Annotated in this window: 26 protein-coding genes and 1 pseudogene; 14 read left to right on the top strand and 13 right to left on the bottom strand. The window is 27.8% G+C overall.

Going from position 1 to position 24,521, the window contains the following annotated elements; genetic code table 11:
* Position 1 precedes the first annotated feature (1 nt).
* The 14 genes and pseudogenes from N5A56_RS07535 to N5A56_RS07470 all read left to right on the top strand — a co-directional run bounded on the left by N5A56_RS07535 (position 2) and on the right by N5A56_RS07470 (position 12,240).
* Positions 2-613 carry a 2TM domain-containing protein gene (locus tag N5A56_RS07535; protein WP_265724902.1) on the top strand — a complete coding sequence of 204 codons (612 nt, stop codon included), beginning with the start codon at positions 2-4 and terminating at the stop codon, positions 611-613.
* Between the two features lie 40 nt (positions 614-653).
* On the top strand, positions 654-1,409 hold the full coding sequence (locus N5A56_RS07530; RefSeq protein ID WP_265724901.1) for a LytR/AlgR family response regulator transcription factor: 756 nt from the start codon (positions 654-656) through the stop codon (positions 1,407-1,409).
* A gap of 131 nt (positions 1,410-1,540) precedes the next feature.
* A complete protein-coding gene (locus tag N5A56_RS07525) occupies positions 1,541-1,756 on the top strand; it encodes a hypothetical protein (protein ID WP_265724900.1) in 216 nt (71 codons plus the stop codon).
* A complete protein-coding gene (locus N5A56_RS07520) occupies positions 1,756-3,006 on the top strand; it encodes a sensor histidine kinase (protein ID WP_265724899.1) in 1,251 nt (416 codons plus the stop codon). Before N5A56_RS07525 ends, N5A56_RS07520 begins: the two co-directional genes overlap by 1 nt.
* On the top strand, positions 3,006-3,746 hold the full coding sequence (locus N5A56_RS07515) for a LytR/AlgR family response regulator transcription factor (protein WP_265724898.1): 741 nt from the start codon (positions 3,006-3,008) through the stop codon (positions 3,744-3,746). The genes N5A56_RS07520 and N5A56_RS07515 overlap by 1 nt, the downstream gene beginning before the upstream one ends.
* A 122-nt stretch (positions 3,747-3,868) precedes the next feature.
* A complete protein-coding gene (locus N5A56_RS07510; RefSeq protein ID WP_265724897.1) occupies positions 3,869-4,336 on the top strand; it encodes a thioredoxin family protein in 468 nt (155 codons plus the stop codon).
* Between the two features lie 253 nt (positions 4,337-4,589).
* Positions 4,590-5,591, top strand: a complete 1,002-nt coding sequence (locus N5A56_RS07505) for a DHH family phosphoesterase (RefSeq protein ID WP_265724896.1) — start codon at positions 4,590-4,592, stop codon at positions 5,589-5,591.
* 46 nt (positions 5,592-5,637) lie between these two features.
* Positions 5,638-7,686: a fibronectin type III domain-containing protein gene (locus N5A56_RS07500; protein WP_265724895.1), complete on the top strand. Its 2,049-nt coding sequence runs from the start codon at positions 5,638-5,640 to the stop codon at positions 7,684-7,686.
* Positions 7,687-7,763: 77 nt separating this feature from the next.
* A pseudogene (locus tag N5A56_RS07495) lies at positions 7,764-9,313 on the top strand (helicase HerA-like domain-containing protein).
* 46 nt (positions 9,314-9,359) lie between these two features.
* A complete protein-coding gene (locus N5A56_RS07490) occupies positions 9,360-9,923 on the top strand; it encodes a hypothetical protein (protein ID WP_265724894.1) in 564 nt (187 codons plus the stop codon).
* A gap of 6 nt (positions 9,924-9,929) precedes the next feature.
* Positions 9,930-10,328, top strand: coding sequence for a hypothetical protein (locus N5A56_RS07485; RefSeq protein WP_265724893.1), 399 nt, complete (start codon positions 9,930-9,932; stop codon positions 10,326-10,328).
* Positions 10,325-10,690 (top strand): cupin domain-containing protein, encoded by a 366-nt coding sequence (locus N5A56_RS07480; protein WP_265724892.1) that lies wholly within the window; start codon positions 10,325-10,327, stop codon positions 10,688-10,690. Before N5A56_RS07485 ends, N5A56_RS07480 begins: the two co-directional genes overlap by 4 nt.
* Positions 10,691-10,695: 5 nt before the next feature.
* The gene (locus N5A56_RS07475; protein ID WP_265724891.1) at positions 10,696-11,565 is read left to right on the top strand and encodes a LytR/AlgR family response regulator transcription factor; all 870 of its coding nucleotides are present in this window, start codon (positions 10,696-10,698) and stop codon (positions 11,563-11,565) included.
* A 108-nt stretch (positions 11,566-11,673) separates the two neighbouring features.
* Entirely contained in the window at positions 11,674-12,240 is a 567-nt protein-coding gene (locus N5A56_RS07470; protein WP_274270306.1) for a hypothetical protein, read from the top strand.
* Positions 12,241-12,277: 37 nt separating this feature from the next.
* Here N5A56_RS07470 and N5A56_RS07465 read toward each other — a convergent pair whose 3' ends face one another.
* The 13 genes from N5A56_RS07465 to N5A56_RS07405 all read right to left on the bottom strand — a co-directional run bounded on the left by N5A56_RS07465 (position 12,278) and on the right by N5A56_RS07405 (position 24,443).
* A complete protein-coding gene (locus tag N5A56_RS07465; protein WP_265726110.1) occupies positions 12,278-13,036 on the bottom strand; it encodes a YitT family protein in 759 nt (252 codons plus the stop codon).
* Between the two features lie 358 nt (positions 13,037-13,394).
* Positions 13,395-14,651 (bottom strand): hypothetical protein, encoded by a 1,257-nt coding sequence (locus N5A56_RS07460; RefSeq protein ID WP_265724888.1) that lies wholly within the window; start codon positions 14,649-14,651, stop codon positions 13,395-13,397.
* Between the two features lie 14 nt (positions 14,652-14,665).
* Positions 14,666-15,478 carry a DNA-methyltransferase gene (locus N5A56_RS07455; protein ID WP_265724887.1) on the bottom strand — a complete coding sequence of 271 codons (813 nt, stop codon included), beginning with the start codon at positions 15,476-15,478 and terminating at the stop codon, positions 14,666-14,668.
* Entirely contained in the window at positions 15,471-15,863 is a 393-nt protein-coding gene (locus tag N5A56_RS07450; protein WP_265724886.1) for a hypothetical protein, read from the bottom strand. Before N5A56_RS07450 ends, N5A56_RS07455 begins: the two co-directional genes overlap by 8 nt.
* 35 nt (positions 15,864-15,898) lie before the next feature.
* Positions 15,899-16,528 (bottom strand): DNA methyltransferase, encoded by a 630-nt coding sequence (locus N5A56_RS07445; protein ID WP_265724885.1) that lies wholly within the window; start codon positions 16,526-16,528, stop codon positions 15,899-15,901.
* Positions 16,529-16,531: 3 nt separating this feature from the next.
* Positions 16,532-16,822 carry a helix-turn-helix domain-containing protein gene (locus N5A56_RS07440; RefSeq protein ID WP_265724884.1) on the bottom strand — a complete coding sequence of 97 codons (291 nt, stop codon included), beginning with the start codon at positions 16,820-16,822 and terminating at the stop codon, positions 16,532-16,534.
* A gap of 177 nt (positions 16,823-16,999) precedes the next feature.
* Positions 17,000-17,164, bottom strand: a complete 165-nt coding sequence (locus N5A56_RS07435) for a YitT family protein (RefSeq protein WP_265724883.1) — start codon at positions 17,162-17,164, stop codon at positions 17,000-17,002.
* Positions 17,165-17,173: 9 nt separating this feature from the next.
* The gene (gene folD, locus N5A56_RS07430) at positions 17,174-18,049 is read right to left on the bottom strand and encodes a bifunctional methylenetetrahydrofolate dehydrogenase/methenyltetrahydrofolate cyclohydrolase FolD (RefSeq protein ID WP_265724882.1); all 876 of its coding nucleotides are present in this window, start codon (positions 18,047-18,049) and stop codon (positions 17,174-17,176) included.
* A 76-nt stretch (positions 18,050-18,125) separates the two neighbouring features.
* A complete protein-coding gene (gene ffh / locus N5A56_RS07425) occupies positions 18,126-19,454 on the bottom strand; it encodes a signal recognition particle protein (RefSeq protein ID WP_265724881.1) in 1,329 nt (442 codons plus the stop codon).
* 551 nt (positions 19,455-20,005) lie between these two features.
* The gene (locus N5A56_RS07420) at positions 20,006-20,530 is read right to left on the bottom strand and encodes a DinB family protein (RefSeq protein WP_265724880.1); all 525 of its coding nucleotides are present in this window, start codon (positions 20,528-20,530) and stop codon (positions 20,006-20,008) included.
* Between the two features lie 117 nt (positions 20,531-20,647).
* Entirely contained in the window at positions 20,648-22,735 is a 2,088-nt protein-coding gene (locus tag N5A56_RS07415; protein ID WP_265724879.1) for a hypothetical protein, read from the bottom strand.
* 4 nt (positions 22,736-22,739) lie between these two features.
* Positions 22,740-23,639, bottom strand: a complete 900-nt coding sequence (locus N5A56_RS07410) for a hypothetical protein (protein ID WP_265724878.1) — start codon at positions 23,637-23,639, stop codon at positions 22,740-22,742.
* A 93-nt stretch (positions 23,640-23,732) separates the two neighbouring features.
* The gene (locus tag N5A56_RS07405; protein ID WP_265724877.1) at positions 23,733-24,443 is read right to left on the bottom strand and encodes a hypothetical protein; all 711 of its coding nucleotides are present in this window, start codon (positions 24,441-24,443) and stop codon (positions 23,733-23,735) included.
* Positions 24,444-24,521: the final 78 nt, after the last annotated feature.

Below are 24,521 nucleotides of genomic sequence, written 5' to 3'. Positions count from 1 at the left end.
TATGGAACAAAATCATATATCAGAAAGATACGAAAGAGCTCAAAAGAGAGTGGAAGAAATAAAAAAGTTTTATAAGCACTTAGTTTTTTATTTAATCATTAACTTTATATTTATAGGTAGAAGAATTTATAAAGATATCTCTTATGGAGATTCGGTTATAGAAGCTTTTACAGATTTAAATAACTATGGATTTTTCTTTTGGTGGGGAATATTTTTAATTTTTCATGCAGCAAAAGTATTTGGTTTTCCTAATTTATTTAATAAAGATTGGGAAGATCGTAAGATTAAAGAATATTTAAAAGAAGAAGAAAATAATAATAAAAAAATGGAATCTAATTTTACTCAAGAACAAAGGTTTCTTAAAGCTCAACAAAGAGTAAAAGCGATCAAAGGATTTTATACGCACTTAACAATTTATTGTATAATAATATCTATAATTGTTTTTGTAAATTTAAGGTTCGAACCACATTTTCATTGGTTTTGGTTTTCAGCAATAGGCTGGGGAATAGGTTTGTTCTTTCATTGGTTAAAAGTATTCGGATTTAATTTATTAGGTCTTGGTAAAAATTGGGAAGAGAGAAAAATTAAAAAAATAATGGAGGAAGATATTTAGCAAATAGCTTTATTATTCTAACTTAAAATTTAGTGAAAGAATGAATGTTATAATTATAGAAGACGAAAAACCAGCAGCAAGAAGGTTAAATAGAATGTTGTTAGAGTTAGATATTGAAGCTCAAACAATGTTACATTCTGTAGAAGAATCTATAAATTGGTTTCAGCAAAACGAGCACCCAGATTTAATATTTTTAGATATTCAATTATCAGATGGTTTGTCTTTTGAAATTTTTGAAGAAATAGAAGTAAAGTCTGCTATAATTTTTACAACTGCTTTTGATGAATATGCTCTAAAAGCTTTTAAGTTAAATTCTATAGATTACTTATTAAAGCCTTTAGATGATGAAGAATTAAAGATAGCTGTAGATAAATATAGGCTAAATAAATCTAAAACTACAGATATACAAGTTAATATAGATGATATTAGAAAGCTTTTAATAAACCCGTTAGATAGAAAGTTTAAAAAACGCTTTACGATTAAAATTGGTCAGCATATAAAAATTATTCATGTAGATGAAATAGAGTGTTTTTATAGCGAAAATAAAGCAACTTATATTCACACAAACTCGGGTAGAAGTTATTTAATAGATCATTCTTTAGAGCATTGGCAAGAGCAATTAAACCCAGAGCATTTTTATAGAGTTAATAGAACTTTTATAGTACACATAAACGCCATAAAAGATATTATTGCGTATTCTAATTCGCGTTTAAAATTAGTTTTACAGTCTTATTCCGATACCGAAATTATTGTAAGTAGAGAGCGTGTAAAGGATTTTAAGAGTTGGATAGATTAACGAGGAAAACAGTCTTTTTTTGTCTATAAATTATTTTATGTCTAACGTTTCACTAGTATAAAATAACAATTCACTATATTTCTTTTTTTATTAATTTTGATTAGTCTCATTTTTGATGAAAATTAAATATTATGAGCAAATTAACCACATCCATATTAAAAGCTGTAACATTTGTATTTATTATACATCTATTTTTAATTGTAGCTTTATATTTTACTGATAGTTTTGATGTAAAAAACTTTTTTGATTATTTAAGATTAACATCTTTAATTACGTTTATACCTACATTTTTATCATACCTAATGTTTGATTCTAAAAAGAAGATTTCTTTTAATGTTTTAACCTAATGTTTGATTCTAAAAAGAAGATTTCTTTTAATGTTTTAAAACCAGGATTAATATCAAGTATTATAGTTTTTACAATTACTTTTTTATTTTTTAGATATTTAAAAAATGAAGATGAGTATTCTTTATTTGAATTTACGACCCTATTTGCTTCTCTATTTTCTTTATTTATAGTTTTTGCATTTTCTTTATTTCAGTCAATAAAAATCAAATCTAGGGTTGTAAGGATTTATAATTTTAAAGAACTAAATTATTCATTTATAAAGCTATTATTAATTCCATTATCTGGTATTCTCATATATGCCTTTATTATTATACTAGATCGTTTTGATGGATATGATATTACATTATTATTTTATAAATTTTTACCAATAGGATTTATTTTTTCGCTATTAAGTATTCATGTTTTAAATTATATTTTTTCAAAATATGAACACTCTAATAGGATCTATTATATAGTAAGTTATTATGTAGTTTCAATTTCTGCTCTCGTTTTTTGGATTATCATTTCTTTTAATAATTTTAGAATTGTAAAAGATGGTTTAGGAGCAATGCTTGATAGAGCTTTCTTGTTGCCTTCAATAGGTTTATACAGTCCTTTCTTTTTATATGTACTTATTCTTACACATTTTTACTTTTTAAGCTTAATAAATAAACAAGAAAAGAGTGTTTTAAAACAACAATCTTTAGAATCGCAGTTAAACTATCAACAATTAAAAAATCAAATAAGTCCGCATTTTTTGTTTAATAATATTAATGTTTTAACCAGTTTAATTGAAGAGAATCCTAAAAAAGCGGTTCGCTTTTCAGAAAACTTATCTCACATTTATCGATACTTTTTAGAACAAGAAAAACAAGATGTTGTTTTGGTAAAAGAGGAAATAAAATTTGCAAAAAGTTATTTAGAATTATTAAAAGATAGGTTTGAAGTTGGTTTAATATTTAGTATAAATATTGATAAAAAACTTAACGAAAAGTATATTGTTGCTACCATTTTACAACAAGTTTTAGAGAATGTTGTAAAACACAATACAGTTAATGAAATTGATATTGTTGAGTTGAAAATAATATCTAAAGAAAATTATTTAATTATAGAAAATAATAAGAATCCAAAAATAGAAACAGAACAAAACTCTAAAAAAGGAATTGAGAATATAAAAAAGAGAGTTGCTTTTTTTACTGATGAAAAAGTAATAATTAAAAATACAAAAGAAAGTTTTATTATCGAATTACCAATTTTAAATACAATTTAATGAAGGCAATTATAATAGAAGACGAATTGCCATCTGCAAGACGTTTAGAACGGTTGTTGCAAGATTTTGAAATTGAGATAATTTATAAATTAAACGCTGTAAAATCTTCTGTACTGTGGTTTCAAAAAAACGAACATCCAGATATTATTTTTTTAGACGTGCAATTATCAGATGGTTTATGTTTTGAAATTTTTAAACAAGTAAAAATTACTTCTAAAATAATATTTACAACTGCATTTAGTAATTATAGTATAAAAGCTTTTGATTATAATAGTATTTCTTATTTATTAAAGCCTATTGATAAAGAGAAGCTAGAAGAAGCTATAAAAAAAGCGAAAGAAGTTTATCAAAAAGAGACGGATTTAGAACAGTTTAAAAAGTTAATCAGTAATTATAAAATTGAGGATTATAAAAATTCTTTTACTGTAAAAGTAGGGAAGAAGATAAAAATTTTAAAAATAGATGAAGTAGCTTGCTTTTATAGTTATGAGAACGCAACTTATTTAAAAACAAAAGAAGGGAATTATATTATAAATAACTCTTTAACTAATTTAGAATACGATTTAAACCCTAAGTATTTCTTTAGAGTTAATAGAACTTTTATAGTACACATAAACGCCATAAAAGATATTATTACGTATTCTAATTCGCGTTTAAAATTAGTTTTACAGTCTTATTCTGATAGCGAAATTATTTTAAGTAGAGAGCGTGTAAAGGATTTTAAGAGTTGGATAGATTAATAACAAAGTCACAAAGAGGTCGGTTTTTAACAACTCATCACTTAAAAACAACAATTGAGTATGTTAAACTAAACTTAATCATTTTTATTACTGAATTTTGCATCAGTAAAAAAAATATAATAATGAAAACAGTAAATAATAGTTCTTCTAAATCACCTAAAACTAAATCTCATCCATTTTGGCAATGGTTTTGGCTTACTTTTCTTGTCGTTTCTCTAGCTTATGCTTGGTATTCTTTTTACGTACCATCTAACGATGTAAAATGGGCAGAAAATATTACTTCTGTCGAGAAAATAAGCAATAATTCTGATAAAAAAACACTGTTATTTTTTACTGGTAAATGGTGTGCTCCTTGTAGAGTTATGAAACGAGAAGTATTCGCGGATAAAGAAGTTTCAAAAATCATCAATTCGCAAATTATACCGGTAATTATAGATATTGATAAACCAGAAACAAAAGACCTCGTAAAGCATTTTACTGTTTCTGCAACACCAACAACAATTATTACAGATTCTGAAGGAAAAGTAATTGATTATGTTGTAGGTAAAATAGACAAAAATAAATTTCTAGAAATGCTTAATAAACTTTAATTTAATAGAAGCAAATTAGTATATAAATATAATTGCAATTTTTAAAAATTTTAGTTCGTATTGAAGATAAGATGTGAGCTAAAATTTTTATTTAGGCTATATAAACATCTCGAAAGCTTTTAAAATTAAATAGCGATTATTTTTAGCAATTAAACTTCAAAAACTCCCTTTCTTACATCAATAATAAACTTAACTTCGCGACCTGATAAAAAAAGCAATTGCTATGTTTATTTGCAATTGAAAAATACAATTCATGAATATTTATAAGCAAATAGAAACAGAGATTAAAGCAGCTTCAAATATTGTTATTACAGCGCATAAATCTGCAGATGGAGATTCTATAGGTTCTTCTTTAGGATTATTATACTTTATAGAAAAATTAGGAAAAAAAGCGGTTATTTGTCACCCAGACAAAGCACCAGATTTTTTATATTGGTTAGATACTTCTGCTATTCTTTTAATGGAAGAAAACCCTGAAGATGTAGAGGCAGAAATTAATAAAGCAGATTTAATTTTTTGTTTAGATTATAATGCCATTAATAGAGTAGGACCAGAAATGCAAGTTTTGTTAGAAGCAGCAAATGGTAAGAAAATAATGATTGATCATCATTTAAATCCTGAAGAATTTCCTGCAATTACAGTTTCTGAAACAACAGCATCTTCAACATCACAACTAATTGTAGATTTAATAGAAGAATCTGATAATTTAGAATTGTTAGACAAAAAAATAGGAACGCCTTTATATTTAGGTATTTTAACTGATACTGGGAGTTTTAGATTTAATTCTGTAAAACCGAGAACACATGAGGTCTTAGCAAAATTATTAGCTGCAGGAGTTGAGCATCATTTAATTCATGAAAAACTAAGTGATAATAATACAGAAACTCGTTTGCGATTACAAGGGTATGCAATGAGTGAAAAATTAGAAATTTTATACGATTATAATGTTGCTATAATTTCTTTGTCTAAAGAAGAATTAGCAAAATATCAATATAAAAAAGGAGATACAGATAGTTTAGCAAATTTAGTTTTATCTATAAAAGGAATGCGAGCAGCTATTGTTTTTACAGAACGAGATGGAATAATGAAAATTTCTTTCAGATCTAAAGGAGCAGAAAATCCTGTAAATTTATTAGCAAAAGAACATTTTAATGGTGGAGGTCATGCAAATGCTTCTGGCGGAATGAGTGATTTAACTGTAGATAAAACATTAGTAAAATTAAAAGGATTGATTCCTCTGTATTTTTCAAATTAAAGAGAAAATTTATTTTAAGTATTTTTATACTCATAATCTAAAATCGATGTTAAAAAAGTTTTTTTATTTTTTAGTGGTTTCTTTCTTATTTATTACTATTTCATGCAATAGTGAAGATGATGAAATTTTTGAAGAAGAGTCTAACATTCAAACTGATGCTAAAATAGAAGATTTAGTTGGCATTTGGTCTATTTTTAAAGTAGCCAATAATGGAAATGAAGCTGCTGTTCCTGCTAATTTTGAAGAATGTGGAAGAGATTTTTTTATTTACAATGAATCTGGTATGTATGAAGAGTTTCTTTTTCAAGAAAATGCTACTTGTTTACCAGTTCAAAATAAATTAAAATGGAGTTTAAATAATGGAATTATAACTTTAAGCTCTTTAGTTAATTCTGAGTACGAAACGTTAAAAGTAAAAAATGTTAGTAAAGATAATTTTGTTTTTATTGCAGAATTAGATTTAGATGGAGACAATATTAAGGAACAATTTACATTTACAGCATATAGATATTTACCTCCAAATGAAGTAGATATTTATAGCGAAACTTTTCAGAGAAAAGAAGAAGATCCTTTCTTAAATCATATAGAATTTGGTTGGGATAAATACAAAGGTTACAACAGTTTTGAAAAGTATGAAATTTATAGAAGTGGTAAAGATTGTAATATAAATACTGCTACATTACTAAAAATAATTACAGATATAAATGTAAATTCTTTTATAGAAGAAAACCCTATAACTGATAGTGAAGCCTGTTATTTTCTTAAAATTTACACCAATAAGGGGCTTTTAGGCGAAAGTGATCCTAGATATATAAATCCAGAATTTATCTTTCCAAAAAATGTAAATTTTATTAATGCAGAAACTAACAGCAATTCAGTAACCTTATCTTGGGAAAAGTATTCGGGTTATTATTTTTCACATTATGAAATTAGAGTTCAAGATCAAAATGATAATTCTAATCCCAATGTAGAAAGTATTAAAATTATTACTGATATAAATACAACATCATTTACAGACGAAAATCCTCCTTTTGTAAACAATCCTATTTATACAATTTATGTACATAATAAGTTTGGGAATATTAGTAATCTAGATACACAATTTAATATGATTGAAATTAGTTTTATAAGACCAGAAGTTTTTGACTTTAATCAGATTCGGTTTTTAAGTTTTGATTCAGAAAGCCAGTCTTTTTTCTTCTATTTAAAAACAGAAGAAAATAATTATAGATTGATAAAATATAATTATTTAGAAAATAATATTACCGCAGAAGCCTATAAGATTCCTACTTCTTCTACAGAAATAGAAATGAAACTGATTACTTCTGAAGAAGGCAAAGAACTTATTTTTGCGCAAGCTGGAGACTTATGGGTTTATAATAGCGAAACTTTAAATTTTAAATATTCTTTAAATCCTGATTATTTATCTTCTGGTAGTTTTAATTATTTAGGTAATAATATTTGGATTGTTTCTGATAGTGATAATGTTTACACTTACAAAAGAGAATTAGATAAACTTATTAAAATTGATGAGAAGCCACATTTTACAGATCATCAAGGAAGTATGAATTACGAAATAACAAAAATAGATAAGAACAATATACTTTTAAGTCATAATAACGAAGGTAGAGCAATTCATTTTACTATTAATAATATAGGAGAAATTACAGATAATGGTACAAAAGAAGTTCCTTTAAAATTTGAATACAATAGCGATGTTACAGTAAATAGCAAGCAGCATTTAATTTTAAATAAATTAAGAAATACTGTTTATTCTTCTACAGATTTTTCGGAATATTTAAATTATTCAATTCCTAAAAAAACTTTAAACTTTAATAATTTAGGAACAAAAATTTTAGGAACAAATAATGAAGTAAGTTTAACCAATCCAGGAAAAGATTATAAAAAAGAACTCATTGTATATGATATTCAGAGTAAAACTACTGTTGTTAAAGCAACAAAAGGATATCCTGTTTTTGTAATGGAAGATAGTTTAGGAAATATAGTTAGTTTATCAACAGCTTTTCCTAGTACTAGTAGTTATGGTTTCTACATTTATAAGTCTTCTGGTATTTTTGTAGAAATTGTAAAATAGAAAATTTAAAGCTACATAATATTCAAATAATTTTTTAACGCAATAAACTTTAATTATTTTTATCAAAATTTAAGTAAATGACTCAGAAAGAAGAATTCTTTAAGTTTATAAACGATGGTTACAAAACCAAAGGAGAGTTTATAGAAATTGGAGCTGCAATGTTAGGAGAAGAAACAGTTACTAATGCTTTAGTAAAAGTTCCGCTTAAAACCTTAAATAGACACGGTTTAATTGCTGGTGCAACTGGTACGGGTAAAACTAAAACACTTCAAGTTTTAGCAGAAAATTTATCAGAACAAGGAATTCCTGTTTTGTTAATGGATATAAAAGGAGATTTATCTGGTTTGGCTCAACCAAGTCCTGGACATGCAAAAATTGATGAACGACACGCAAAAATTGGTTTTCCGTTTGAGGCTAAAAAATTTCCTGTAGAGATTTTAACAATTTCTGAACAAGATGGAACTAAAATGCGTGCAACAGTTTCTGAATTTGGACCCGTTTTACTTTCTAGAATTTTAGATTTAACAGAAACACAATCGGGTATTTTAGCCATTATTTTTAAATATTGTGATGATAATAAATTACCATTATTAGATATAAAAGATTTTAAGAAAGTGTTACAATATGTAACGCAAGAAGGAAAAGAAGAAATACAAAACGAATATGGTAGAATTTCTACTGCTAGTACAGGCGCAATTTTGCGTAAAATTGTAGAAATAGAACAACAAGGAGGCGATTTGTTTTTTGGAGAAAAATCTTTTGAAGTAGAAGATTTAACTAGAATAGATGAAAATGGTAGAGGTATGATTTCTGTTTTACGTTTAACAGATATTCAAGATAAACCAAAATTGTTTTCTACATTTATGTTACAATTATTAGCAGAGGTTTATGAAACATTTCCAGAACAAGGAGATAGTGGTAGACCAGAGTTAATTATATTTATAGATGAAGCTCATTTAGTATTTGAAGAAGCATCTAAAGCATTATTAAATCAAATAGAAAGTATTGTTAAGTTAATACGTTCTAAAGGTATTGGTTTATACTTTGTAACTCAAAATCCTAAAGATGTACCAGAAGATATTTTAGCACAATTGGGTTTAAAAGTGCAACATGCTTTAAGAGCTTTTACAGCAAAAGATAGGAAAGCTATTAAATTAGCAGCAGAGAATTACCCAGATTCTAAATATTATGACACTAAAGATGTTTTAACTCAATTAGGAATTGGTGAAGCTTTTGTATCAGTTTTAAACGAAAAAGGAATTCCTACTCCTTTAGCTAGAACCATGTTACGTGCTCCAATGAGTAGAATGGATGTTTTAACTGACAAAGAACTAAAACAAGTTATAGGCAATTCTAGATTAATGCATAAATACAATCAAGAATTAGATAGAGAAAGCGCTTACGAATTGCTAAACAGTAAAATTGATAAAATTAATAAGGCAGAAGAGAAAGCTATAAAAGAAGAAGCAGAACAGAAAAAGAGAGCAAAGGAGATTAGAGAAAGAGAAAAAAATCGGCTAAATCTTATTCTAGAAGAAGTACAAGACAAAACCCAATAGTAAAAGTATTAACAAGCGCAACTTTTATAAGAGCGGTATTTGGAATTTTAAAAAAAGTAATTAAATAACAAAAATCATAATTTTACGTTTAAAGAACGTATCAAACTATAAAAAATGACCAAAAAGAACTCATTACCATTAATTTTATTAGCTATATCTTTATTTATTGTAAGCTGTAATAATAACAGTAAGTTTAAGATAGAAAAAGGAAAAGTTGGTTTAATTACTGGTAAAACAACCGTACAAGATTTAGAAAATATTTTTAAAAACGATTCTATTGTAAAAAACTTAAGCGAAGGGGCTTTAGGTGATGATTATTTTCAAGATGATGATGAATATTTAATATTCGAAAAAGGAGGTAAGCATTTATTAACTATTGTACCTAAAGAACAATTAGATTCTACCTCTACAATTAAAAGTATAGAAATACATGATCGAAGATTTAAAACAGAAGATGATATTTGTTTAAGTTCTACTTTTTTAGAAATTAGTGCTTATAATAATTTAAGGCCAGAATCTACTTTGCAATCTGTTACGTTATTTTTAGATGCTTTAAATGCAACAATTACAATTGATAAAGAAGAATTAGGGTTAAAAAACTTTAGCTCTCAGAAAGTTTCTTTGGAGCAGATTCCAGATTTAGCTAAAATAAAATCTTTTGTTGTTTGGTTTAATTAACATATTTTGAAGAAGTATTCTATAGAAAATAGTGAACAAGATATTTTAAAACCAAATTCTGAATTTGAAAGACGTATAATTCTACAATATTATTTAGATAATGATATTTCTATAAATAATGTAGAAAGAAATATTCTTAATAAATGTACTGTTTCCGAACCAGAATCTATAGGTATAATTGGATGTTTGCTAAATGATAAAAGTTATATAAACACATTAAGGTTAGCAATTGGTTCTAAAAATAAATCTAATAAAAAACTTTCTGAAACAGCAAAAATGTATTTTAATGCTGATGAGCTTAAAAAAGCAGATAAATTTTATTCTATAGATAAAGATTTTGATAATTTTACTAATATAGAAAAAGTTGTTAATAGGGAGTTTAATTATTACTTTTTTAATTTATGAAAAAATATACCATTCAAAATTCTCCATTTGTAGTACCTACAACAGACGGAAAATTAATTAAAGAGCATTTTGGAAATGCAACAGATAAAAACAACGAAATAAGTATTGCATACATGGAAGCTCCACCAAAATGGAGTGAACCTTTTCAAGTTCCTGAATTTGATGAGTATACATATATAATTAAAGGAAAAAAACAATTTATTATTGAAGAAGAAACAATTGTATTAGAAGCAGGACAATCAATAAAAATTGATAAGAATACACGAGTACAATATTCTAATCCTTTTAAAGAAACTTGCCAATATATAGCTATTTGTTTACCTGCTTTTTCTATTGATTTAGTGCATAGAGAAGAAGCTTAATAGAAATGAAAATAGATTCGAAATTATTACTAAAGAAAAACATTTTAATAATTTCGATTGTTTTATTAATAGCAATTTGTTTTGAAACTTTTCAGCAAATATTTTACATAAAAAGGTTTAACTTATATAATGATGTAGCATTTTTAGAACTTTTTAAAAATCAAATTTACAGATGGATAATTTGGTTTTTTATAGGTTTTATTTTACTTTTTAGCATTAAAAAAGATGTTGATAAAAAAATAAATACTAAAATTATTTTAAAATATTTAGGGATAATTTTAGCACTTGTTTTAATTAATATTTTATTTATTTCTTTACTTTCTTTTTTTATAAATAGTGATACTAATTCAATTTCAAGATTTTTTCAAGAATATTTTTTGTTTTATCTATTTCAAAAGTCGCCTATATATATATTAGGTTATATAGCAATTTCTATTATTTTATTTTTAAATTACTCTAAAGAATTACTTGAAATTGAAGTACAAAAGCTAATTAACGTAAAAGCTACTAATAGAAATCTATATGAAAAATTAAAAAAATCAAATACAGATAGAGCTAAAGTGTTAAAAGTAAAAGTTGGTAATAATTTAAAAATTATACCTATAGATAAAATAACTTGGTTAGAGGCAGATGATTACTGCGTTATGGTACATTCAATTGATTTGCCCTCGTATTCTATGAGAATTTCTTTAAAATCTTTAGAAAATATACTTGATAATCATTTTTTAAGAGTGCATAGAAAATCTATTGTAAACATGAAAAAAGTTAAAGAACTAAATTTAAATCGCAACCCTAATCTTATATTAGAAAATAATAAACAAGTATTAGTATCTAAAAGTAACTTAAAAAAAGTGAAAGATTATTTAAGTAATTAATTTGTATTAATTTTAACGAACTTTACTGCAAAAAAGAATCACCTTACTGCATTTATTAATTTTAAAAGCTTTTTTGTTGTTGATTTGTTTAACACTTAAACTATCATTATGAAGCAAACTCTATCAGTAATAATACTATTATCCTCAATTTCTTTTTTTGGTCAATTTAATTTTGATACATCAAAAGAATACCCTTTTGGAAAAATGAATCCAAAAGCAGCAAAAGAAATACAAGATTATAAACAGTTAATTGGCGAATGTAGTTGTACTTCTGAGTCTAGAAAACCTGATGGTAGTTGGGCAAAACCTGTAAAAATGATTTGGAGATGGAAATACATTATGAACGGAAAAGCAGTTCAAGATGAAACTCTTAAAGAAGACGGTAATCATTCTGGCAGTATACGTCAATATGATAGCATTAAAAAACAATGGAACGTACATTATTACTCTTCTTCTAAACTTTCTCAAACACTCTCTGTTTGGAATGGTAATAAAAATAAAAAAGGAAATATAGTTCTTTATAAAAATCATAAAGCTCCAAATGGGACAGATGGATTTTTTAGACTTACTTTTTATGATATTACAAAAAATGGGTATAAATGGATTGGTGAGTGGACTGATTTAAATGAAAAAATTGTTTATCCAACCTGGAAAATTGAATGCAAAAGAGAATAAAGTATATGAATTAATTTCAAATAGTAAAAAATACAAGTTACTTTTTACTATTTGAAATTGAGTTTTTAAAAACTTCTAAGTTTTTATTCTTTTTCTTATCAATATAATGTCTTAAAACACCTCCTTTTACACTATTAACATCAAACTCTACTATAAATGCTTCTGTATCTATTTCTTTAATTAATCGGTACATTTTTTTAATATCTATTCTATTTATAATAGAGTGTATAATATCAAAATCTTCTGCTTCTCCTTTACTACCAAAACCAGATGAACCTTTATAAACAGTTAAACCAGTTCCTAGTTCTTCTAGAATGGCAATTTTAATTTTATCATATTTTTTAGAAACAATAGTAACACCAATAAAATCTTCAAAACCTTCAATAACAGTATCGGTAACTTTTGCTGCAACAATGTATGTTAAAATTGAGTAAAGAGCAATTTCTGTTGAAATGATGAAAGCAGTAATAGTAAATAAAATGATATTAAAAATTAAAACAATTTTACCAATACTAACTCCAAATTTATCATTTAAATAAACACCTAATATTTCTGATCCGTCTAAAACAGAACCGTTTCTAATAGCTATTCCTATACCAGACCCAACAAGTAACCCACCAAAAATTGAAATTAATAATTTATCATTTGTAATGGTTTGAAAGTTTTCAAAATGAATAAAAAGTGCAACTCCAAGAATACTTACAACAGATTTTAAAACGATTCTTTTAGTAACAGTAAAATAACCGAGTATTAAAAAAGGGATACTAAAAATTATTAATAAGTAAGACATATTTATGTCTACTTGAGTTCTTACTAACGGTCTTGTGTATGAAACGTAGCGTGTAAAAAGACGCTAACTTTTCGGATTTAGCACGAGCCGAATTTTTTATTTTTATGTTTAATTTTCTTTTAAAACTATAACCAAATAAAAAATTTGGCGTACTTTGTAAATATACAAAAACCTCTCGGAAAGCCTATAATAGCTATGTTTTATACACGTTGTTGTGCATAGTGCTTTTCACGTTCAGCTTGGTTTTCCGATGTTTGTTATTTAGTTCGGAAGTGAGCGTTGGCAAGACATACTCTTTTGCAATTTTTGGCGTAGCAATGGCTGTAGCGAATTGCGAATGTGTATGGCTTTGAGTGTTGGCTTTTTATACAAAATCTAATGGTTCAAAATCAATATCCTCATTTGAAACAGAATCGTAAATTTTAAATATTCCTTCTTCTAACCAAACTACTTTAATATTTTCCGCTGTACAAAATTCAATTAAACTGACTTGTGGTTTTTGAGAATAGACCAAAAATTCTTTAATGTCCTCGTATTCCATTTGTCGGTTTACGATTGAAAACTTATAGTATTTAAGCTGTCCAACTCCTTTAATTGTTTGTTTTTCTTGGTCAGACATTGAACTCAAAATTGTTTTAATTTCAAAAACTAAAGCTGTTTCTTCCATTGTAGACAAACAATCGAACTTTCCTTCATAAAGCTCAAATGCTCTTTCCTCACAGAACAGTCCAAGTTGCCTTACAATTTCTTGATGTTGCGATAATCTTTCTTGTCTAATTAATATTGATTGAGTAAGGTCAATAGTTACTCCTGAAACCGTATTGAAAATTGGGTCTACTGCAATTGTACCTGCTGTTACTGGTCGGAATTGTGAATATAGAATACCATCTTGATTAGCGGATTCTGGCGGAATTTCTGTCGAGATTTCATCTTCTGTTACACTGAGTTGGCCTATTGGAAAAGAATTATTACCACGTCTTTCAATATCTCCTAATTGCTCTGCTAATGATGGTAATATTTTGACTGCATTTCTTGCCTTATGTTCTGTTAAATTTAAAACTTGTAATATATCATTAAACTCTGTATTAGATAAATCCAAAATTCTCTGATATTCTTCATCAGAATTATTTTCTGCATCTAATGCGAGCATTAATTTGCGTGTTTCTAACCCTGGATTGTCTCTTACTAAATTTAATAAAATAGAATAAGGGTAACTAATTTCTCCATCAGCACCTTCAACACCCATTTGCAGAATGGCACTTCGCCAAAGTGGTAATCTTGAAGCTTCGCTATCAGTTGAAAGTAGTCTAATCGCTGAATGACTTAAGTATGCTGATTTATCTGCTGCAACAGTTAATAACCCAAGTAATTGAAAAAATCTTCTAGTCTCTCTAGCTGCTGTATAATAACCTCGATTTGATGGTGTATTAGCACTTTGCTCAATTAAATAATCTTCAATTGACTGTCCTTGAGTCCGAGGAAAGATGACTTGATTTCTTAAAAGTCTTTCGCCTAAATTTTCATCTCTTAAAGGTATTTCTTCCTCAATAAGCTCTCTGACAGTTACAAGAGCTCTATAGAACTTATTTAATTGTACAAATTGATGTGGTATATTTTTCATTGAATCAGCAGAAATTAAATTTCTGCTAATATACCATTTGTATTAATTTCTATCTCAATTTGATTATTGACATTTAATTCTTTCAATCGATTATTAGCAATTTTGATGTAATCTCTATTTTTCTCGAAAGCTATAAAATCTCTGTTGTTTTTTACTGCACTAACGCATTCACTTCCAGAACCACCAAAAGGAACAAGAACTAAATCATTTTCATTTGAGAAGTGTTTAATTATTCTATCACAGATTGCTAATGGTTTTTGTGTTGGATGGTCAACTTTTTCATCTGCAAAACGTCTGCCTGCCAAAATGGGAATATTCCATACATCTCCAGCGTGTTTTCCATCTGGATGTGGTGTCCAAACTTTTCCGTTTTTAGTTATCTTGTTTTTTAATCTTTCGGTACTTTTATATGGCTCTCTTATTTGATGATAAGTGTAATCATCAGTTTTTGAAAACCAAAGTATAGGTTCGTAATTTGCTGAAGGCGAATTTTTATAACCTGAAAAACTGTTTTCATAATGCCAGATTATTTGCCTTCTGTATTTTAAATCTTTTTGATAAAGATAAACGTGAAGATGACATAAATAATGGTGAATTCCATAAATGAAAATTGAACCTGTTGGTTTTAATTTTGTAATTGCAACATCAAGCCATTTTTTTGACCATTTTATCCATTCGTCTGCATCATTCCAATTATTGGTTGATTTTCCAAAATCCTTGTTCAAATTGTATGGTGGGTCAGCTATAATTAAATCGACTGATTCATTTTCTAATTTCTGCATTTGCTTAATACAGTCTCCGTAATATATTTTGTTTGTCTCAATCATCTTTTTTGATATTTTGGAATATTAAAACATTTTGATGGTGCATATTTGGAACGAATGAAAAAGGATAACCGTAAGGATAAATACTTTTGTGTCTTTGGTATAATATTTTAATTCCTTTTAACACAAAATTCCCTTTTTTCTCCAACGCATTCGCTAAATCAGCGTGAAAAGTGTAGTATTTTTCTTTTTTTCTAAAGTCGCTTACAATTACACACATATACTTTCCAGACTTTAATGGTTTGGAACAGTCATTGAAAAACTTTGCAAGTGTTGAAAGGAATTTGTCATAATCTTCAATATTTGCCAAATCTTCATTGTTCTCACTATACTTATGGTCTAAATCATTGTCAATTCTTTCTTTTCCTTTATGGTCAACAGTTTCCAATATGTTCCAATATGGTGGACTTGTTGCAATAAAATCTATTTCGTTTTTTTGAACTTTTTAATTTCTTTCTGACTATTTCCATTTATTAAATTTTGTTCGGTTTTTAAAGGGAAATCGTCAGGAACTTCCAATTTAATTCGTTGTAAGCCCAAATCGTGGTATTTAGAATTTAATTCAATTCCGTAACCATATCTATTATTGAATGCACAAGCTTTTACAGTTGAAGCTACTCCTGAAAATGGGTCGAGAACTTTGTCATTTTCTTTAGAAAAGAATTGAATAAGTCTCCCAACATCTTGAAATGAAAAAGGTGCTGGATGTTGTTTTTCAATTTGTGCATTTTTATTTCCAGCACCTAATCCTTTTTGACTAAATACTGTAATAGTTTCTGGCAACCATTCTTTTGCTGTTAAATCATTTAAGTTATTATTCAAAGCAAAAGCTGATTTCTCGTTTGGAAAAAGAATGGCGTTTGCTTTTTCAACATCTCCTTTTGAATGAAATAATGCAACTTTTTCCCAATCTTCAATAAATCTACTTGGTATTCTTAACTCAACTCTCTTTTCAAAAATCTCGTTCAGTTTAGTTTTTGCAAGTTTGTTCAGTTTGGTTTCTTCTACAGGAACAACTTCTTTTCTATCTTTTTTATATAGTTGGTATTTCATCAATTATTTTTTCTCGTATTTCATTTGTTCTTCTGCAACTTTTAAGGCATTCATTCCTTCTTTTTCGTCTTTAACTATGTCATAAACCTTTGAGCCAATCCACAAAGCTTCTAATTCCGAAAACGAACAATTGAAAGTTTCACTAATTGTTTTTAAGTGTTCTCGTTTTAAAGGTTTCTGGTCGCTTTCAACCTTACTTAAAAAACCATCTCCGATTTCAAGTATTGAAGCAAGTTGCCTCTGAAACATTCCATTCGATTCTCTTAATTCCTTGATTTTCTGTCCAAGTGTCATTTTACCAAATTTAGACTTGACTAATTATGGTCAAATGTAATTAATTTAATTTGAAATACAATTTTTTGCGGTGGGAAATTTTAGCTCTTTTGGTTTTTAGAGCGTTGGAAGTAGGCGTAGGCAAAAACCGAATGTGCTAAAATATGCGGTTGGCTTTTTTAGTTCAAATGTTCAATTTTAGCTCGATTTCCGCATTATGCACAACAAAGCAATACCAGTAACACCACCATCTAAAAAACCATTTGGAAGTAAAAAAGCTTTTAATCCAAGACTAGTAAGCACGATACCTACAAAAATTTGAAAGTATTCAGAAAAATAACTAGTAACTTTTTTACCCTCCATAAAGTTGTTTTAGTTTTTTCTTTGGCAGGCTAACAGTGTGTTTTTTAGTAACATTGCTATAGTCATAGGGCCAACACCTCCAGGAACTGGCGTAATAAAATCAGATTTTTTAGACACTTCTTCAAAAGCAACATCACCTACTAATCTATAACCACTTTTCTTAGAAGAATCTGCTAAACGAGTAATACCAACATCTATTACTGTAACGTTATCTTTTACCATATCTGCTTTTAAAAACTCTGGTATTCCAATAGCGGCTACAATTATATCTGCTTGTAAGGTAATTTCTTTTAAGTTTTGCGTTCTACTATGGCACATTGTTACTGTAGCATTCCCAACTTTTCTTTTCTGTGATAAAAGAATACTCATTGGGCTACCCACTATATGACTTCTACCCAAAACTACTACATGTTTTCCAGAAGTTTCTACATTATATCTGTCTAATAATTCTAAAATACCAAACGGTGTTGCAGAGATAAAGGTAGGTAAGTTTAAAGCCATTTTACCAACATTAGTAGGATGAAAACCATCTACATCTTTTTCTGGATCTACAGCCATTAATATTTTTTGCTCATTAATATGTTTTGGTAAAGGTAATTGTACTATAAAGCCATCAATATCTTTATCAACATTTAAAACAGCAATTTCATTTAGTAAATCTTCTTCAGTTGTTTCTTCGGGTAATCTTATTAAAGTAGATTCAAATCCAACTCTTTCGCATGCTTTTACTTTTGCGTTAACATATGTAATACTTGCACCATCGTTACCAACTATAACTGCTGCTAAGTGGGGTGTTTTGTTTCCTCTATTTTTTAATTCTCTTACATCTAAAGCAATTTCTTCTTTAATATCTGCTGAAGTTTTTTTACCGTCTAATAAAATCATTTAATTTGTGTTGTTGTATTGTTGTATTTTGATAAATAAAAAAGAGATAAACATTGTCTACCTCTTTTTTAAACTTTTATTGCATTCCTTTCATCATTTGCATCATCTTTTTGCCGCCGCCACCTTGCATCATTTTCATCATTTTACTCATTTGATTAAATTGCTTCATCAATTGGTTTACTTCTTGAATACTTGTTCCAGAACCTTTTGCAATCCTCTTTTTTCTACTTGCATTTATAGAAGTAGGAGTGCTTCTTTCTGAAGGAGTCATAGAGTGTATAATAGCTTCTATACCTTTAAAAGCATCGTCATCAATATCTACATCTTTCATTGCTTTACCAGCTCCAGGAATCATACCCACTAAATCTTTCATGCTTCCCATCTTTTTGATTTGCTGAATTTGACTTAAAAAGTCGTCAAAACCAAATTGATTTTTAGCAATTTTCTTTTGTAGTTTTCTAGCTTCTTCTTCATCGTACTGATCTTGAGCTCGCTCTACAAGAGATATAACATCTCCCATTCCAAGAATACGGTCTGCCATTCTATCTGGATGGAAAACATCAATCGCATCCATTTTTTCACCAGTACCAATAAACTTAATTGGCTTATCTACAACAGATTTAATAGACAATGCAGCTCCACCACGAGTATCACCATCTAATTTAGTAAGAACAACTCCATCAAAATTTAAAATATCATTAAAAGCTTTAGCAGTATTTACTGCGTCTTGCCCCGTCATAGAATCTACAACAAATAAAGTTTCTTGCGGATTAACAGATTTATGAATATTTGAAATTTCGATCATCAATTCTTGATCTACTGCTAAACGACCAGCGGTATCAATAATAACTACGTTTTTTCCTGTTGCTTTTGCATGTTTAATAGCGTTTTCAGATATTTCTACAGGATTATTATTACCTACTTCTGCGTAAACTTCTACCCCAATTTGTTCTCCAACAACTTGTAATTGATTTATTGCTGCGGGTCTGTAAACATCACAACCAACTAATAAAACTTGTTTAGATTTTTTAGTCTTTAAAAAGTTGGCAAGTTTACCAGAAAATGTTGTTTTACCAGAACCTTGTAAACCAGACATTAAAATTACAGTTGGAGAGCCACCAAGATTTACACCAACAGTTTCACCTCCCATTAACTCAGTTAATTGATCTTTTACCAATTTAACCATTAATTGCCCAGGATTTAATGTAGTTAATACATCTTGTCCTAAAGCTTCAGTTTGAACTTTTTTAGTGAATTCTTTGGCAATTTTAAAGTTAACATCGGCATCTAAAAGTGCTCTACGAACTTCTTTTAAAGTCTCGGCAACATTAACTTCTGTAATTTTACCATGCCCTTTTAGAGTATGTAAGGCTTTATCTAATTTATCGCTTAAATTATTAAACATAATTTGTATTCTTTTTTGGAACTACAAATATAAAAATTACAGTTCGCTTATAAAAGATAAAATACTTATTATGTTTTAAAATTAGACTTTAAAAAAAGTATATTAAGAATGAGTTTATTTTTTTGAAATTAAACTAATAAAAAAGTTTAATAAATGTAATAAAAATGAAACTAAAAATAATAAAAAAGAGGTAGATAAAACGCTATATAAGTCTACACCATTTAAAAAGGAATCGTAATTATAGCTTCTTTTTTCATTAATAAAAAAAATGCAAAATATAAAAGGAACGATTGCTGCAATTTGAAAAATTACATGAAAAAGTGATAATATTTGTACAAGTGGTTTTTGAAGCCAATGAATTAAATAATAATTTAAGCCTATTATACCTGAGAATACCGCAGAAAAATAACACCAAAAATGAACTTTAACTGCAAAAAGAGTATCGTATAGAGCTACATCAATAATTTCATTTCTTTTAATAAAACCAACAATGATAAAAATTGGTACAATACTAAAAAAAATAGATGCGGTTTTTTAATTATAGTTTTCAATTAATAATTCTTTTTTAAAGTTACTGTATGGTGTTCTGTATGATAAGCAGTCCACATAATAATTTCTCTAATAGTCATTTTACCCATTAAAGGGTGAGGAATTAATAAAGTGTCTAAATTCTTATCATCTAGTTTTTTTGTTTTATACTGTAGTTTCTTTTGTTGTATTTGATATTTAATAATTAACCTTTTTCTTTCTTTTAAAGTTGGCATTTTTAAACTTTGATTAAATATTTTTGCCTTCTCTTGATTTTTTAATAGTTTTTGCTGATAATTTTTTACTACAGCCTCATAATCTCTTGGTTTACGATTACAAATTCCAAATTTATATTTTAATAAGAATTTAGGGTAGCTTAATACTTTATTTAATAATTGTAAACTATTTACTAAATGTAAAATATGTTGACTTGTAGACCATTTCTCTACAGGTCCTTTTTCCCAATTCTCTTTAGGTTGCTCTTCTAACCATTTAAATAAATTGGAATGCTTTTCTTCTAGTAAATCTACAATTTTCTCCTTCTTCATATTAATACTAATTTTCAGGTTTTAAATGTAAGAAAATTAAAGGTAATATATTTAATCTGATAAGGATTTTAAAGAGTGTAATTGAGTATTATTTTAAGTTACTTTATCTTTTCTTTTTTAATCTTTCTTTAAAGCCTCTCTAGCAGCACTAACTTTACTTAATAATCTTTTTAAAATAACTAAAATAGCTTCTTGATTTTGAAGTGTTCCGTCATCAAAAGTATTTGTAACAGTTTGGTTTATAGTTAATGTAGGTGTTACAGAATTATTCATTGCATTATTAATAGCTTCAATTTTAACTAAGAGTCTTTCTGATATTTGAAGCATTTTCATTTGATTTATTTCTGTACCAACGTCAATCAAATCTATATCTAATCTAACAAAATTTATATCTTCTTCAGGAATTAATTCTTTAAAGAGGTTGGGTCCATAAGATAAAAAGTTAACCTGAACTTCAATTCCATTTGTTGGTACAGGATTAGGAACTAAAATATGCCCTTTAAAAACACTATTAACTGGTGATGTATATGAAATTACAGATAAATCATCTTGGTTTACAATTTTTACATCATTTGTAGTTCCTAAGTTCCATTTTAAATGCACAAATTTGTTAGTTCCAGTATTATCTATATAACCATGCTCTAAAGTTGCACCATTATTTAAAGTAATACTAGCTGTTGTTTTAATTCCAATAAATTTTGTGGAAGTTAGGAGTGTAGTAGATTTTATAGTAATTGTTTTGGTGTTTGTGTCAATTGCAAAAACAGCAGCAGCAGTAGCATCTACTATTAAATTATAATCACCAAGGTTTAATAAAGAGTTTTCGGTATCTATTAATAGTTCGTTAATACTAGGAATTTCTAAATTAGTTTGATTTAATTGTTTCCAATATTTAGCATAATCATAAAGTTGCCCTAAATTGTCTAAAGTGGTATATGCAGCTACAATTGTAGGGTCGGATTCAGTTATATTGGTATCATCAAACATTGTCCAATCAAAATTTAAAACTCCAACACCTTTTAATTTTTGAATAGATCTAGTAATTACTTTATTATAATGATAAAAATGAATATCGAACTCATCATCTGTATTATCGTTTTTGCTTCTTCTATCAAATACTGTAGCAATAGAACCATTAAAATGATTAACGGCACCTGTAAGAACTTCTGTTATTGGAATAAGACCACTGGCATTTGAGGTATTGAAATAAGTAAAATCATTAGAAAAAGTGTAACCATTTCCATCAACTCGATTTCCGTTATCGTTATCTCTAATAAACATTTTGGTATTTTGTAATGGAACACCATCTTCATCTACTATTCTAGGTTCAATTTCTTTTGTAATTTGCCAAGTTCCTTGAGAGCTAATATCTCCAGATTTATGCCTTTCTATAATTACATTTGTTCCATCCGAAGAATTGATAACTTTTCCTTTTTTGCTTGCCCATAAACCTAGATCTAATCTATTTCCTCGACCACCCCCAGAATAGTCTCTAAAATCATATTGTGTACTAGCAGAAGAACTACTAAAGCTAATTCCATTTTCTGCATGCGTTGGTTTGTATCCTTCAAATTTAATTGGAGTACCAACCATAGTCATAGCGTATTTTACTAAATTAAAATTTATAGCAGTTAAATTATTAGAGAATTGTCGAATTTGGTATTCTGGATCTGGAGTTGATAAAAGTTCGATTCTACCATCTTGTATATTAATTGTTGAATTTGTTTGAAATTGAATTGAAGAAGAACTTTCGATACCTCCACCTTGCATATTAAGTGTGCCAGAATTAGTAACATCTATTGAAAAATTACCACAACAATTAACGATATTATAAGAAGTTCTAATTGCTGTTCTTTGCTGATAAGAAGTAAATCCGTTTCTTATTTCTTGATCTTGAACATTTAAAGTTCCGTTTACAGAAATTACATTTGAAGGAGAAGAAATACCAATAAGCAACATTTCTTTAGAAGCATCAATAGTTAAATTTCCATTTATTACTAATTGTAAGTTACCAATATCATAAACTATATATTCCCTATCCGTTCCAACGCCTACTTGAACAGTTGTTACACCTGCTATTCCTATAATTCCTGATAAATCGGTGTCTGTATTTGTTTGTGTTATTGTAGAACCAGATAAAGTAAATGTTGCATGTACATAAATTGTAAATGTTAAAAATAAAAAAATAAGTATTGCTTTTTTCATTTAATTAAAATGTTAATGCGGTACATTCTGCTAAGGTTGTTGGTTGTGCTACTTGTCCTGAGTTTGTTAAAACAGTAGCTGTATCCTCTACGTTTACATCTGTTTTGTTATATCTAATTACTTTCCAAGCTCCATTTACTATTAAGGAAACATATAAGAAATTATCATTAGTATTTATCCCATCATCATTACCGTCAAAAATTAATTCATCATCAACATCATTAATAACAACTTCCCATTTTGTACCGGTAGCTGTTGCGGTTAAAACTTGTCCAACGGTACCTGCAACTCCTAATTCATCTAATATTTGACCATCTAACTTTAACGTTTCTTTAATATTTACAGTTGTTGTATTAGTTATCTCACTAATATTAAAAGCCTCAATTCCGCCAGCACTAAAACCCATATAATCTGCTGAAGGATTAAAAATACCAGTATCAATATCACCACTAAATCGATATGCAGGTATACCAAAAGTTCCTGCAGAGTTTAATACTCCTTCTGCTCTAACACCTCCTGTTACATGAAATTTTGTTTGAGGATCATCTGTTCCTACACCAAGTCTGTTATTAGTTGTATTCCAAAATAATTGAGCATTATCTTCTGTAAGTGTGCCATCTGCACCTGCAAAAAAAATAGATCCTTCTATACCTGTTTTAGATAAATTTACCCAATTACCATCATTATAAATTTTGATTAAAGTAGGGTTTGAAGTTGTATCGTACCAAATATCGTTTTCTAAAGGTAATAATGGGGATGTATTTGAGGAAGTTACACTATTGTTATTTGCTATTTTTAAGGTTCCTTTATTATCTATAACTCTAATCTCTTGAGCAATAGTATGTTGTATGCAATTTGCAAAAAATGTAAATAATAATAATTTTATGAGCCCTTTATAAAACATTAATTAATTCTTTCTTAAAAGATATGTTTTAATTCTTAATTGTTTAGAGAGTTGATTTCTTTTAATTTCAACTCTCTAAACAATATTATAAATTTAATAAATCCATTGAACCTCTATAATATCACCAGCATAAGTTGTCCAATCATTAGGATCAGCAGCAGAAATGTCTAAAGTGATTGTATCATCTGCAGTAAGTGTATAATCTATTCCAGCTCTCAATTTTGCCCCATTTCTATAAACAGATATTTTATTAATTGATGTTCCCATTGCTAAACCAGTAGCAGTTATTGCAGTATCACCATCTGTGACTATTGGGAATTCTTGTCGTCCAGCTGTAATTAAGTTTGTTGCTAACAATTTTTTTGTTTCACCAGTTTCTTCATCTCTAATTAAAACAGTCCAACCAGTTCCTGTGCCTCCATGTGAAGATGCATTTGAGGCTGTAGATGCTATTGCTGCTGTTGTTGCATCTCCAGCTGAAAGAGTAGGAGTTAATAGTTTTATTCCATCTAAAGCAAATATTCTATTGCTTACATCTATATATGTACTATCTGTAAGTGTACCTCCTAACTGCCATGTAGTAGTTGTTCTATTTGATGCAGAAGTTGAAGTAATAGAAGTAATACCATTATTAGTTTGTAAATACTTTATAGTACCTTTATTGTCTATAACTCTTACTGAAACACCATCTCCAGCACCTTTATTTAAGTTTGCATCTGTTGTGTCTGATGTTTGCGCATTAATTGCAGATCCTGCAAACATCATAAGGCCTAAAACGGCTAATTTTAAATAATTATTTTTCATTTTTTTTAATTTTAATAGTTGTGTTAATAATTTGATTTTACTGTTAGTTTTTCTCATTTTATAATTTTATTTAGGGGG

The organism is Polaribacter ponticola (assembly GCF_026191475.2).
Lineage (GTDB): Bacteria > Bacteroidota > Bacteroidia > Flavobacteriales > Flavobacteriaceae > Polaribacter > Polaribacter ponticola.
This window is presented reverse-complemented; position numbering and strand designations above follow the sequence as displayed.